The following is a 13248-nucleotide window of genomic DNA, read 5'->3' on the forward strand; positions in this document are numbered from 1 at the left end:
GCTGGGTCACCTTCCCCGAACGCCGGCTTCCGGCTCCGCGAGCCGGCGCGCCTGGGTCTGCTTACGGGCGTGGAGTTGCTGGCGCAGCAGTTCGAGGCTGCGCACGACGGCGCCGACCTCGTCCTGGTAGCGGGGGTAGAGCACGGACTTGAGGTCGCCGTCGGCCAGCTTCTCCGCACTGGCCGCCAGCGCTCGCATCGGCCGGGCCACGACCAGGTACACCCAGCCGAGACAGACGACGATCAGGGCCAGGCCGAGCAGCCCGGCCAGGACGCTGCGGTCCTCGCGTTCGTACGGGGTGATCTGGAAGTCCTTGGCGTTCTGCCAGCTGACCACGGTCCAGCCGATGTCGGCCGCCACGCCTCCACCGGAGAACGGGGCGGCCGCGGCGACCGTCGTCCCGCGTCCCTCGCGGATCAGCAGGCCGTTCTCGACGGGCCCGGCGCCGGCGTGGACGCTGCCGGCCCGGACGAGGTCGGTGAGCGCGTCGCGTGGCAGGTCCTCGAAGGCCAGGAACCCGTCACTGGCGGCGATGGTCTGCGTCTTGGAGTCGACCACGCGGACCTCACCGAGCCCCGGCCGCTTCAGCAGCGAGTTGAGGAACTCGACCCGGACCTCGCCGACCAGAGTCATGCCCTTGTCGCCCGGCAGGGGCGCGGCGGCCTGGACGACCGGCTTCTTCCCGCCCTTGCCGGCGACCCGGACCAGCGGCAGGTCGTCCCCGTCGGCGAAGTCGGCGCGCGGCTCCTCGCCCGCGCGGGCGACGACCTCGCCGTCCTCGTCGAGGAGGTACAGCGCCTCGTAGCGGGTGTGCTCGCGCAGCGTCTCCTCCAGCAGCGTGCGGCCGGCGTCGGCGTCGTCCGGGTCGATCAGCCGGGACGTGGACACCAGGTCCGCCTGCGCCTCGTTGAGCGCCCGGCGCACCCGGTCGGCGACCAGGTCGGTGCGGTCACGCTGGTCCGCGACCATGCTGGCCGGAATGCTGACGGAGTCGTCGGTGCGGTTCAGCAGGAGGCCGACGGGCAGACACCACAGCAACAGCAGGACGGCGGTCAGTGCGAGCGGCCCGCGCACCCCGAACCGCCCCTTGACGCGCTGGCGCCCGCCGGGATCGTCGCTCGGGCCGCCCAGCTGCGCGCGCAGCCTCTCCAGTGCGGACCCGATGCGCGCGGCCTCGCCCCAGCGGGGCACGTCCACCGGGCGGGTCAGGTCGCCCCGGGCCAGTCGGCGGGACTCGAGGAACAGCCGCAGCAGCGGCCGCTGCACGGTCGCCCACAGCACGGCCGCGGCGAGCAGTCCGAGCACCACCAGGGCCCCGGCCGCCAGCAGCCCGTACAGCTCCCGGTCCGCGGCGGCGCCCTGCTGCTGGACCACGGGCAGCAGGGCGACGACGGTGAGTCCGAGGCCCGCGCCGACGCTCTTCTTCTCCTCCGGGTCGGCGGACGAGAGGGAGGCGTAACCGGCTGTGGCGACACGGCCGTTGTAGCTCCCGCCGACCAGGGTCCCGCTGACACCTGGGTAGCCGCGGGAGCCCGGCTCCCTGGCGCTGACCGGGTCCTGCTCGGTCTCCCGTGCCGCCTGGGCGGACAGCCCGCTCATCTGCTTCTGGAGGAAGCCCAGCTCCTTGCGCTCCTGGTCGGAGTTGAGCGCCTCGGACTGCTCGAAGCCCGCCGTGGCCAGGATCTCCCCGCCGGTGGCGACGACCGCCATGGAGCGGAACTGGCCCAGGTTGATGGCGGGCACGGACAGGCTGTTGGAGGCGAGCAGCAGCTGCTGCGGCCCATCCTCGAAGTCCAGGACCGCCATCGTCATCAGGCGTACGTCGCCGGTCTCCAGCCGCACCATGCGGGGCTTGAGGGCCTTGTCCCCGGTGAGGACCTCCTTGTCCAGCCACCCGAGGGGAATCGTTTCACCCCTGGCGGCCAGCACCTTGCCGCTCTCCAGGTCCAAGACCGTGGTGCCCGTCCACTTCTGGTAGGTCTTCCCCAGGTCGGACAGGACGCGCTCGGGCTTGACCGGCGGCCCCGCGTTCAGCGCGGCGGCGGTGCGGTTCAGGTCGGTGACCCGCTCGTCGATGGAGGCACGCAGGGCGATGGCACCGTCCTCCGCGAAGTGCTGCTGCGAGGAGAGCACCGCCTGCGGTACGGACTGCTCGCCGGCGGGGCCGAGCACCTGGGCGGTCAGGCCCGCGAGTGCGAGCACCAGCACGCACAGCAGCGCGATCGGTGGACGGACGCCGCCCAGCAGCGGCATGTCCGCGCGTCTCCGGCTGCGCCGCCGTCCTCCCTTCACGGGGCGCACGGCGCGGGTGGGTGTCACCGGTGGTCTCCTCCGGCCTCTCTGGGTGAAGAACGGCCGCTCAGAACACCGCTCCCGCGGGAGAGGCAAGGGACCGCCGTATACAAGACTGTTGGGGAGCGACGAAGTTGTGCCGGTCGCCCCGGAGGCGCTGTGGCGCTAGTCACGCTCCAGCGTGAGCTCCTTCAGGCCGTCGCCTCCCGGCGCCCCGCGGTTGTACAGGAAGCCGCGGGTGCGGTCGGCCGCCAGCCGGTAGCGGGCGAGCCGCTCCTCGGAGAGGTCGCCCGGCGTCTCGAGTGCCCGCCGTACGTCCACCACCCGGTGGTCCTCGACCGCGCCGGCGGGCGGCTTCTCACCGGCCTCCACCTCGGGCGGGATGTCCACCAGCGTCGTGGCGTAGCGGGCCGCGACGTCCCAGCCGTCGGTCGTCTCGCGGAACTCGAACCAGCCGATCGCGCCCTCCTCGGTGAGCCCGGTGGGCGAGGAGTGCCTTGCGACCTGGTTGCCCAGGCTGTAGGCGATCCAGGTGCCGTTCACCTTCTGGATCGGCTGCACCACGTGGGCGTGGTGCCCGATCACCAGGTCGACCCCGGTCTCCTCGGTGAGCCGCTCCGCCAGCTGCAGCTGGGGAACACTCGGTTCGTTGTAGTGCTCAAGGCCCCAGTGGACCGAGAGGATGACGACCTCGGCGCCCTTCTCGCGGGCGCGGGCCTCGGCGTCCTTGATCGCGTCCGTGTCGATCTGGTTGAACGCCCATTTCTCCTTCTCCGGTGTCGGGTTCAGGAACGACATCCAGGAGAACGAGAGGTGGGCGACCTTGACGCCGTTGACGTCACGGATGTTGATCCGTTCCGCTTCCTTGGGCGTGCGAGCCGAGCCCGTGTGGCCGAGGCCGGCCTTGTCCATGGCGTTCAAGGTGCGCCGTACAGCGCCCAGACCGTGGTCGTAGGTGTGGTTGGAGGCCGTGGAGCAGGTGTCGTAGCCCACATCCTTGAGCGTCGTCAGGATCTGCGGCGGCACGAGGAACTCCGGGTACCCCTCGAAGGGGCCCTGCGGATTTCCGACGGGCGTCTCCATGTGACAGATCGCCAGGTCTGCCTTGCTGATGACCGGCTTGATCCCGGCGAGCAAGGGCTTGAAGTCCAGCCCGGCCTCGCCCTCGCCGGTCTTCTTGGCATCCTTGGCGGCCTGGTCGACCAGCTCGGGGTGGATCAGCACATCACCGGCGGCGGCGACGGTGAACGAGCGGCCGCCCGGCTTCACCTGCGGCGCGGAGGCCGCGGAGCTGCACGCGGTCGCGACGGCGACGGTGGCAACGAAAGCGGTTGCCGCCCGAGCGATCCGGAGAGGATTACGAAGTGTCACCGCATCATATTCACATGAAGCACACAAGCACCACGGAAGTTACCGTCACAAGACAGTCACATTTGACTCGTGTTTTGGTCCAATTCGGACTCGTCCTTGCCTTGTTCGGCTGTCAATCGGCACCGGACCGGTCAACGGACGACTCCACTCCGGGCGCCCGGGAACTGGTGGACCTCCGCAGCAGGATCCTCGCGTACACGGCGGATCTGGAACCCGACGCGGCGTACACCCCGCCGGGCGACACCCAGCGCGAGCGCGTCGCCGAGGGCGTCGGCCACCTCCTGGACGGCGACGCCACGCAGGCGGAACGACTGCTCGCCCCCCTCGGCCTGAAGCTCACCCGCCTCACCGACACCGAGTCCGGCCGCAGGTACGACGAGATCGCCGCCGCCCGCCCGGGCCGGGCCGAACGCTGGGGGCGCCTCTACCTCACCGCCGACTCCGACGTCCGCTGGAACGCCCAGGTGCCGCACCCGGTCTCCGACCGGGACACCGAACGCCTCGGCGTGCGGCTCCTGGAGGACAACCCCGGCGGCGCGCTGGTCCTCGCCGGCGCGCACCGCGAGGCGGGACGGGGCGACGCCGCCGACGTCGCCCACGAGGAGGACAGCCTCTTCCACTCCATCGTCGTGGAGCTCCAGAAACGCGACGTCCCGGGCGTGCAACTGCACGGCTTCGCCAAGGACTCGGACCGCCCCTACGAGGCGGTCCTCTCCACCGGAGCCGCGCGCAGCACCCTCACCGAGGCCGCCGCCCTGGCCGACGGCATGCAGGCCGACGGGCTGCGGGTCTGCCGGGGCTGGGCGGCTCGCTGCCCCCTGGAAGGCACCACGAACGTGCAGGGCAAGGCCGCGGAACGCCACCACGCCAGGTTCCTCCACGTGGAGCTCTCCCCCAAGGCACGCGGCGACGGCTCCGACGCCGACGCCGCCACCAGGGCCCTTTCCGGTCTGGTCAGGACCTGGAACTCCGCCCACCGGTGACGAACGGTGGAAAGCCGGTCAGCAGCACCCCGCCGACGGCAACGCCGACGGCAACGACCGCTTGTTGCGCGCCTCCTTGTTGCGCGCGGCCAGCAACTCGTCGGCCGGGTAGCCGACCTCCTCCAGCGTCAGCCCGTGCGGCCGTACGACGTGCACGGCCGAGTCCCGCACGCCGGCCGCCAGCACCTTCGCGGGCCAGTCCGGCGGCCGGTGCCCGTCGCCCACGAACAGCAGCGCCCCGATGAGCGAGCGCACCATGTTGTGGCAGAAGGCGTCGGCCCGCACGGTCGCCGTGATGATCCCGTCGGCACCCTTGTCCAGGCTCAGCTCCTGGAGCGTACGGATGGTGGTGGCCCCCTCCCGCTTCTTGCAGTAGGCGGCGAAGTCGTGCTCCCCGAGCAGCCGCCGGGCGGCCTCGTTCATGGAGTCGACGTCCAAGGGCCAGTCGTGCCACAGCACATGGTTGCGCAGCAGCGGATCGACGCCCCCGGGATTGTCGGTGACCCGGTACGCGTACCGCCGCCAGACCGCCGAGAACCGCGCGTTGAAGCCACTGGGCGCCTCCCTGAGGGCCCACACCCGCACGTCCCTGGGCAGCCGCCCCGCGAGCCGCTTCAGCAGCTTCTGGCTGTGCTCGGCCCACACCTCACGCGGCAGATCGACATGCGCCACCTGCCCCCGGGCGTGCACCCCGGCATCGGTACGCCCCGCCACGGTCAGCTCGTACGTCTGCCCCGACCGCGTCACGGTCCGCAGGGCGTCCTCGATCTCCCCCTGCACGGTCCGCCGCCCCCCGGCCTGCTTGGCCCACCCGGAGAACTCACTCCCGTCGTACGACAGATCAAGACGCACACGCACAAACCCGGGTGCCACTTCATCACTCACACGCAGATCCTCTCAGAACACAAAAGCGGGCCCGCCCCTGAAAAGGAACGGACCCGCCAACGCCCTCAAGGGGCGCGGGGAACTGCGCGACAAGCCACAACGAACCCGCAGCCGCCAGCAAACAGCCCCCGGCAGACGCTCAGGCGTCCTTGGACTCCTCGGCGTCCTCGGCCTTGGTCACATCGACCTGAGCCTCGGAGGCCTCGGCGTCCTTCGCGGCACGCTTGGTCGCGGCCTCGGCCTCACCCGTCGCCTCCTGCGCCACCGTCAGCGCCTCGACCAGCTCGATGACAGCCATGGGCGCGTTGTCGCCACGGCGGTTACCGATCTTGGTGATGCGGGTGTAGCCACCCGGACGGTTCTCGTAGCGCGGGCCGATCTCGGTGAAGAGCGTGTGGACGATGCTCTTGTCCGTGATGACCTGGAGCACCTGACGGCGGTTGTGAAGGTCGCCCTTCTTCGCCTTGGTGACCAGACGCTCGGCGTACGGACGCAGCTTGCGCGCCTTCGCCTCGGTGGTGGTGATGCGACCGTGCTCGAACAGCGCCTTCGCGAGGTTCGCGAGGAGCAGCTTCTCGTGCGCGGCGCTGCCGCCCATACGGGCACCCTTGGTGGGCTTCGGCATGGTGTTTCTCCTAGGTGTCTGCCCCGGCCGTATCAGGTACCGGGGTCAGTATCCGAGCGAGCGGTTGCCCGTCGGAGATCCGGGGTGCTCCCCGGAAGGGACGCGGGGCCGCGACATTATGCGGCTCCGCCGCGCGGGCGCGATCAAGCACAGCGCACCCGCGCCCGAGTACGGACCGGAAGGCCCGAGCTCTCAATACTGCTCGGTCTCGACGAACCCGGCGTCCGCGTCGTCGTCCGCACCGAAGGCGTCCGCCGCGGCGGTCGGGTCGAATCCGGGCGGGCTGTCCTTCAGGGCCAGGCCCATGCCGGCCAGCTTCGCCTTGACCTCGTCGATCGACTTCGCACCGAAGTTGCGGATGTCGAGCAGGTCGGCCTCGGAACGCGCCACGAGCTCACCCACGGAGTGGATGCCCTCACGCTTGAGGCAGTTGTACGACCGGACGGTGAGCTCCAGCTCCTCGATCGGCAGCGCCAGGTCGGCGGCGAGGGCGGCGTCCGTCGGGGACGGGCCCATGTCGATGCCCTCGGCGTCGATGTTGAGCTCACGGGCCAGACCGAACAGCTCGACCAGGGTCTTGCCGGCCGACGCCATGGCGTCACGCGGACGCATGGCCTGCTTGGTCTCGACGTCGACGATCAGCTTGTCGAAGTCGGTCCGCTGCTCGACACGCGTGGCCTCGACCTTGTACGTGACCTTGAGCACCGGCGAGTAGATCGAGTCGACCGGGATCCGGCCGATCTCCTGGCCGACCTGCTTGTTCTGCACGGCGGAGACGTAACCGCGGCCGCGCTCGACCGTCAGCTCCATCTCCAGCTTGCCCTTGCCGTTGAGCGTGGCCAGGACGAGGTCGGGGTTGTGCACCTCGACACCGGCCGGCGGCGCGATGTCGGCGGCGGTGACCAGACCCGGGCCCTGCTTGCGCAGGTACATCACGACCGGCTCGTCGTGCTCCGAGGAGACGACCAGCTGCTTGATGTTGAGGATCAGGTCGGTGACGTCCTCCTTGACGCCCGGCACGGTGGTGAACTCGTGCAGGACACCGTCGATCCGGATGCTGGTGACAGCAGCGCCGGGGATCGAGGACAGGAGCGTACGGCGCAGGGAGTTGCCGAGGGTGTAACCGAAGCCCGGCTCCAGCGGCTCGATCACGAACCGGGAGCGGAACTCGTCGACGACCTCTTCGGTCAACGAGGGACGCTGAGCGATCAGCATGTGTGGATCAGATCCTTCAGTCGGGGGCGCCCGCTATATGACGCCCGACTCGACCGTCCCCGACGAAAAGGGACGGGTACTGCAAGGGTACGGGCGATACGGCCCGAAGGAGCCGTACCGCCCGAAAACCTGAACCCGAAGGCCTCGCGTCAGACGCGGCGGCGCTTCGGCGGACGGCAACCGTGCTGCGACATGTGGGGGATAACCCCCACACCCCCAGCCGGAGGCCAGTCCGCCTGAGCCGGAGCGTCAGACGCGGCGGCGCTTCGGCGGACGGCAACCGTTGTGCGGGGTCGGGGTGACGTCCTGGATGGAGCCGACCTCGAGACCCGTCGCCTGGAGCGAACGGATGGCGGTCTCACGACCGGAACCCGGGCCCTTGACGAACACGTCGACCTTGCGCATGCCGTGCTCCTGGGCGCGGCGGGCAGCCGACTCGGCGGCCATCTGCGCGGCGAACGGCGTGGACTTCCGGGAGCCCTTGAAGCCGACGTGGCCGGCGGAGGCCCAGGAGATCACGTTGCCGGACGGGTCCGTGATCGAGACGATGGTGTTGTTGAACGTGCTCTTGATGTGCGCGTGGCCGTGAGCGACGTTCTTCTTTTCCTTGCGGCGCACCTTCTTGGCAGCGCCCTGACGACCCTTGGGGGGCATCTATAACTCCTACGGGAGGTGGTCGGTCCTGCAGCGAAGACCGCTGACGAGCGTCCGCTGAGGACTACTTCTTGCCCGGCTTCTTCTTGCCGGCGATGGCGCGACGCGGGCCCTTGCGGGTGCGGGCGTTGGTGCTGGTGCGCTGACCGCGGACGGGCAGACCCCGGCGGTGACGCAGACCCTGGTAGGTACCGATCTCGACCTTGCGGCGGATGTCGGCCTGGATCTCGCGACGGAGGTCACCCTCGGTCTTGATGTTGTTGTCGACGAACTCGCGGATCGCGACGAGCTGCTCCTCGGAGAGGTCGCGAACGCGGGTGTTCGGGTCGACGCCGGTGGCGGCCAGCGTCTGCTGCGAGAGGGTCCGGCCGATGCCGAACACGTAGGTGAGGGCGATCTCCACGCGCTTGTCGCGCGGGATGTCAACACCGGAAACGCGTGCCATTCAATGGCTCCAGTTGCTTGACGGAGGTCTTCCACAGAACCGACTCCCAGCCGCCGTATGAGGTACGAACTGGGTCCCCGGCCTCCGACCGGGGGTGTCAGACCACGAGGGTCCGGGTCCTGCGTATGAACAATTCAGCTTGCGTCGCGCGAATCCCTGCGAGGAAGGCAGAGGGATCGGTCGTGCGTCAGCCCTGGCGCTGCTTGTGGCGCGGGTTGTCGCAGATGACCATGACCCGGCCGTGACGGCGGATCACCCTGCACTTGTCGCAGATCTTCTTGACGCTCGGCTTGACCTTCATGGGTGAGGTTCTCCGGGTCAGTGCCACCACCCCGGAAGCCGGGGCGCGGGCAAGATCTACTTGTAGCGGTAGACGATCCGGCCACGCGTCAGGTCGTACGGAGACAGCTCCACCACGACCCGGTCGTCAGGGAGAATGCGGATGTAGTGCATACGCATCTTGCCGCTGATGTGTGCCAGGACCTGGTGGCCGTTCTGGAGCTCGACCTTGAACATGGCGTTCGGAAGAGACTCGACGACAGTGCCCTCGATCTCGATGGCACCTTGCTTCTTGGCCACGCTTCGCCCTTCGAATCGACTACCTTGATCGACTCAGTGCGAGCGCATGCAGACATGCGGATGCACAAGAGCCGACGAGTCAGTCTACGACAGGGCCCTCGGAAACACGAATCGAGAAAGCCTGCCCCAGCGGACAGATCTTTAAGCGCCCCGAAAGGGGCGCGGGGAACTGCGCGAACAACCCCCACGCCCCCGCAGTCGCCGACGATCCGCACCACCCTCCCCGGAAGGCGCTCAGCCCAGCGGATCCGGAGCAGCGACAACACCGAGCTCGGCGAGCTTCGCCTTACCCCCGTCGGGAGCCGTCAGCACGAGCGGCCCCTCCTCCGTAAGCGCGACGGAGTGCTCCCAGTGCGACGACCACGTGCCGTCCGTCGTAATGACCGTCCAGTCGTCCTCGAGGACCTCGGTCTTCGCCGTCCCCAGGGACACCATCGGCTCGATCGCGAGGCAGAAGCCCGGCACCAGCTTCGGACCCTTGCCGCGCCGGCGGTCCACGTAGTTCAGCAGGTGCGGGTCCATGTGCATCTCGGTGCCGATGCCGTGACCGCCGTAGTCCTCGATGATCCCGTACCGGCCGCCGCCGGGCTTCGGCTGGCGGCGGATGTACGTCTCGATCGCCCGGGAGACGTCGACCAGCCGGCTGCCCTGCTTCATGGCCGCGATACCGGCCCACATCGACTCCTCGGTCACCCGGGACAGCTCGATCAGCTCCGGGGAGTGGCCGGAGCCCACGAAGGCCGTGTACGCGGCGTCGCCGTGCCAGCCGTCGATGATCGCGCCGCAGTCGATGGAGATCACGTCCCCGTCCTTGAGGACCACGTCGTCGGAGGGGATGCCGTGGACGACGACCTCGTTCACCGAGGTGCAGATGGTCGCGGGGAACCCGCCGTAGCCGAGGAAGTTCGGCTTGGCGTTGTGCTCGGCGAGCACCTTGCGGGCGACCTGGTCCAGATCCTTCGTCGTGGCCCCCGGCACGGCGGCTTCGCGGGTCGCCGCGTGAATGGCGGCGACGACCAGCCCCGCCTCACGCATCTTGGCGATCTGCTCGGGGGTCTTGATCTGCACCATGATGGGTTGCGCCTCCTGGCCACTGGTATCGCGACGGTCCAGGATACGCGTACGTACAGGCGTACGCCGAAGCGGAGGACGGGGCTCAGCTCTCCCGGATGACCGGGGAGACCACGCAGCCGCCGCCGTGCCAGCACAGCAGCATGTCGTGGGGAGTCCTGCCGATGAGGTCGGTCTCCTTCTCGTCGCAGCCGGCGTCGCCACCGTCGTCGATGGTCAGCATGGTGACGATGCGCCCGTCGGCGCGGAGCTGCCTCACGCCCCCGTCGTCGATGAACTTCATCGTGCCACGGCCGCTCGGCAGCGAAATGCCGACATCGGTGGCCGCAGCCGGACCGCCGTGAAACCGATCGCCATCGCGGCAGCCGCACCCACCAGGGCGCCACGCTCACTAAACAAAGAAGCCCCCGTCGTCCACCAGGGGACGACGGGGGCTTCCTTACGGAATCGCGAACGCTTCTACTGACCGTCCTCGTCACGCTGCAGCGCCTCCATGGCGCGAGCCGTGACCTCCTCGACCTTGCCGAGCGCGGAGATGGTCACGACCAGCCCCTGCGCCTTGTAGTAGTCGATGATCGGCTCGGTCTGCGTGTGGTAGACCTCCAGCCGCTTGCGGACGGTCTCCTCGGAGTCGTCGTCCCGCTGGTACAGCTCGCCGCCGCAGACGTCGCAGACGCCCTCCTCGGCCGGCTGCTTGTACGTCACGTGGAAGACGTGCGCGGAGTCGTTACGGCAGATGCGGCGGCCGGCGATGCGCTTGACCACCTCGTCCTCGGGGACCTCAAGGTCCAGCACCGCGTCGAGCTGCATGCTCTCGGTCTCGAGCAGCTCGTCGAGCGCCTCGGCCTGGGAGACGTTGCGGGGGAAGCCGTCCAGCAGGAAGCCGTTCTCGGCGTCCGCCTGCTCCATGCGGTCCTTCGCCATGGCGATGGTGACCTCGTCGGGCACGAGATTGCCCGCGTCCATGTAGGACTTCGCCAGTTTGCCGAGTTCCGTCTGCTGGCTGATGTTGGCCCGGAACAGGTCGCCCGTGGAGATGTGCGGGATCGACAGGTTCTTGGCCAGGAACGCGGCCTGCGTTCCCTTACCGGCACCCGGCGGCCCGACGAGGACGATACGCATCAGCGGAGGAACCCTTCGTAATTGCGCTGCTGGAGCTGGCTCTCGATCTGCTTCACCGTTTCGAGACCGACACCCACGATGATCAGGATGCTGGTCCCACCGAACGGGAAGTTCTGGTTTGCATCGAAACCAACCAACGCCATTGTCGGGACGAGAGCGATCAGACCCAGATACAGCGAACCCGGCCAGGTGATCCGGTTGAGTACGTAGCTCAGGTACTCAGCGGTCGGTCGGCCAGCCCGAATGCCCGGGATGAAGCCACCATACTTCTTCATGTTGTCGGCGACTTCCTCGGGGTTGAAGGAGATCGCCACGTAGAAGAACGCGAAGAAGACGATCAGGAGGAAGTACAGGACAAGGTGCGACGGGGCTTTCGGGTCCGCGAGGTTCTGCTCGATCCAGATCTTCCAGTCCGACTTGCCTCCGGAGAACTGGGCGATCAGTGCCGGGATGTAGAGCAGCGACGAGGCGAAGATGACGGGAATCACACCCGCCTGGTTCACCTTCAGCGGGATGTACGTCGACGTACCACCGTAGGAACGGCGGCCGATCATGCGCTTGGCGTACTGAACCGGGATGCGGCGCTGAGCCTGCTCGACGAAGACCACCAGGCCGACCATGACGAGGCCGACCGCGATGACGGTGCCGAACTCGATCCAGCCGCCGGCCAGGTCGCCCTGCTCCTTGATGGCCCACAGGGCGGACGGGAAGGTGGCGGCGATCGAGATGAACATCAGGATCGACATGCCGTTGCCGATGCCGCGGTCCGTGATGAGCTCGCCGAGCCACATCACGAACGCCGTACCGGCGGTCATGGTGATGACCATGGTGATGGTGACGAAGATCGACTGGTCAGGGACGATCTGGCTGGCCACCGGGCAGCCCGAGAACAGGGCGCCGCTGCGGGCGGTGGCGACGAGGCCGGTGCCCTGAAGGATGGCCAGGGCCACCGTCAGGTAACGGGTGTACTGCGTGATCTTCGCCGTACCGGCCTGGCCCTCCTTCTTCAGGGCTTCCAGGCGCGGGATCACCACGGTCAGCAGCTGCAGAATGATGCTCGCCGTGATGTACGGCATGATGCCCAGCGCGAAGATCGTGATCTGCAGCAGCGCGCCGCCGCTGAACATGTTGACCAGGCCGAACAGGCCCTGGTTGGCCTGAGCGTTGTCGATACAGGTCTGGACGTTCCGGTAGTCGACGCCTGGGATCGGGACATGCGTACCGACCCGGTAGACCACGATGATGCCGAGCGTGAAGAGCAGCTTCTTGCGCAGGTCGGGCGTCTTGAACGCCCGGGCGAACGCGGTGAGCACGGTGCCTCCTGCGACCCCCGCGCAACTGCGTCAAGGGTGACGGTCTTGAGGTTCGACGAATAGGTAACGGGCAACTGCCGCTCAGAGTGCCGGAAGTACAGCACCCCGTGAAAAGAGGGCAGTGCAGGCCACCTTACCGGCGGGACTGCCGCCCTAGGAACGACCAACCGGGGATACCCCATTTGTGGGGTATCCCCGGTCGGGATCGCTCAGGTCATCGAGACGCCTGTGGTGTTCAGACGAGCTCGGTGACGGAACCGCCGGCGGCGGTGATCTTCTCCTTGGCGGAGCCGGAGACGGCGTCGACCGTCACCTGCAGCGCCACGGAGATCTCGCCCTGGCCGAGGACCTTGACGAGGCTGTTCTTGCGAACAGCGCCCTTGGCCACCAGCGACTCGACGGTGACCTCGCCACCCTCGGGGTAAAGGGCGGCCAGCTTGTCGAGGTTCACGACCTGGTACTCGGTCTTGAACGGGTTCTTGAAGCCCTTCAGCTTCGGAAGGCGCATGTGGAGGGGCATCTGCCCACCCTCGAAGCGCTCCGGAACCTGGTAGCGGGCCTTCGTACCCTTGGTACCACGACCGGCCGTCTTACCCTTCGACGCCTCACCACGACCGACACGGGTCTTGGCGGTCTTGGCGCCCGGGGCGGGACGGAGGTTGTGGATCTTGAGCGGGTTGTTCTCCGCCATGA

General features: G+C 68.5%; 15 protein-coding genes. 1 reads left to right on the top strand and 14 read right to left on the bottom strand.

The features are described from left to right. Positions 1-6: 6 nt before the first annotated feature. Positions 7-2253 (bottom strand): HAMP domain-containing protein, encoded by a 2247-nt coding sequence (locus ACIBL4_RS08035; RefSeq protein ID WP_399408132.1) that lies wholly within the window; start codon positions 2251-2253, stop codon positions 7-9. A 204-nt stretch (positions 2254-2457) separates the two neighbouring features. After that, positions 2458-3663 (bottom strand): CapA family protein, encoded by a 1206-nt coding sequence (locus tag ACIBL4_RS08040; protein ID WP_399407600.1) that lies wholly within the window; start codon positions 3661-3663, stop codon positions 2458-2460. Between the two features lie 167 nt (positions 3664-3830). Between ACIBL4_RS08040 and ACIBL4_RS08045 the strand changes: the two genes are divergently transcribed. Continuing rightward, on the top strand, positions 3831-4646 hold the full coding sequence (locus ACIBL4_RS08045) for a hypothetical protein (protein WP_399407602.1): 816 nt from the start codon (positions 3831-3833) through the stop codon (positions 4644-4646). A gap of 18 nt (positions 4647-4664) precedes the next feature. Here the strand turns inward: ACIBL4_RS08045 and truA are convergent, their stop codons facing one another. The 12 genes from truA to rplO form a co-directional block, all read right to left on the bottom strand. Continuing rightward, positions 4665-5531 carry a tRNA pseudouridine(38-40) synthase TruA gene (gene truA / locus ACIBL4_RS08050; RefSeq protein WP_399407604.1) on the bottom strand — a complete coding sequence of 289 codons (867 nt, stop codon included), beginning with the start codon at positions 5529-5531 and terminating at the stop codon, positions 4665-4667. A gap of 139 nt (positions 5532-5670) precedes the next feature. Then, the gene (rplQ, locus tag ACIBL4_RS08055; protein ID WP_399407606.1) at positions 5671-6156 is read right to left on the bottom strand and encodes a 50S ribosomal protein L17; all 486 of its coding nucleotides are present in this window, start codon (positions 6154-6156) and stop codon (positions 5671-5673) included. Positions 6157-6348: 192 nt separating this feature from the next. Then, positions 6349-7371, bottom strand: a complete 1023-nt coding sequence (locus tag ACIBL4_RS08060) for a DNA-directed RNA polymerase subunit alpha (protein WP_003966937.1) — start codon at positions 7369-7371, stop codon at positions 6349-6351. Between the two features lie 249 nt (positions 7372-7620). After that, a complete protein-coding gene (gene rpsK, locus ACIBL4_RS08065; protein WP_003956432.1) occupies positions 7621-8025 on the bottom strand; it encodes a 30S ribosomal protein S11 in 405 nt (134 codons plus the stop codon). 64 nt (positions 8026-8089) lie between these two features. After that, positions 8090-8470: a 30S ribosomal protein S13 gene (rpsM, locus tag ACIBL4_RS08070; RefSeq protein WP_003992375.1), complete on the bottom strand. Its 381-nt coding sequence runs from the start codon at positions 8468-8470 to the stop codon at positions 8090-8092. Positions 8471-8657: 187 nt separating this feature from the next. Then, positions 8658-8771, bottom strand: coding sequence for a 50S ribosomal protein L36 (gene rpmJ / locus ACIBL4_RS08075; protein WP_003974245.1), 114 nt, complete (start codon positions 8769-8771; stop codon positions 8658-8660). A 56-nt stretch (positions 8772-8827) separates the two neighbouring features. Beyond that, positions 8828-9049, bottom strand: a complete 222-nt coding sequence (gene infA / locus ACIBL4_RS08080; protein ID WP_003948620.1) for a translation initiation factor IF-1 — start codon at positions 9047-9049, stop codon at positions 8828-8830. 234 nt (positions 9050-9283) lie between these two features. Continuing rightward, positions 9284-10120, bottom strand: a complete 837-nt coding sequence (map, locus tag ACIBL4_RS08085) for a type I methionyl aminopeptidase (protein WP_399407609.1) — start codon at positions 10118-10120, stop codon at positions 9284-9286. An 85-nt stretch (positions 10121-10205) separates the two neighbouring features. Continuing rightward, positions 10206-10403: a hypothetical protein gene (locus ACIBL4_RS08090; RefSeq protein ID WP_399407611.1), complete on the bottom strand. Its 198-nt coding sequence runs from the start codon at positions 10401-10403 to the stop codon at positions 10206-10208. Between the two features lie 176 nt (positions 10404-10579). Next, positions 10580-11242, bottom strand: a complete 663-nt coding sequence (locus ACIBL4_RS08095; RefSeq protein ID WP_399407613.1) for an adenylate kinase — start codon at positions 11240-11242, stop codon at positions 10580-10582. Beyond that, the gene (secY, locus tag ACIBL4_RS08100; RefSeq protein ID WP_399407615.1) at positions 11242-12555 is read right to left on the bottom strand and encodes a preprotein translocase subunit SecY; all 1314 of its coding nucleotides are present in this window, start codon (positions 12553-12555) and stop codon (positions 11242-11244) included. The genes ACIBL4_RS08095 and secY overlap by 1 nt, the downstream gene beginning before the upstream one ends. A gap of 235 nt (positions 12556-12790) precedes the next feature. Continuing rightward, the gene (gene rplO / locus ACIBL4_RS08105; RefSeq protein WP_338782542.1) at positions 12791-13246 is read right to left on the bottom strand and encodes a 50S ribosomal protein L15; all 456 of its coding nucleotides are present in this window, start codon (positions 13244-13246) and stop codon (positions 12791-12793) included. Positions 13247-13248: the final 2 nt, after the last annotated feature.

It is taken from the genome of Streptomyces sp. NPDC050416, from assembly GCF_044458845.1.
GTDB lineage: Bacteria > Actinomycetota > Actinomycetes > Streptomycetales > Streptomycetaceae > Streptomyces.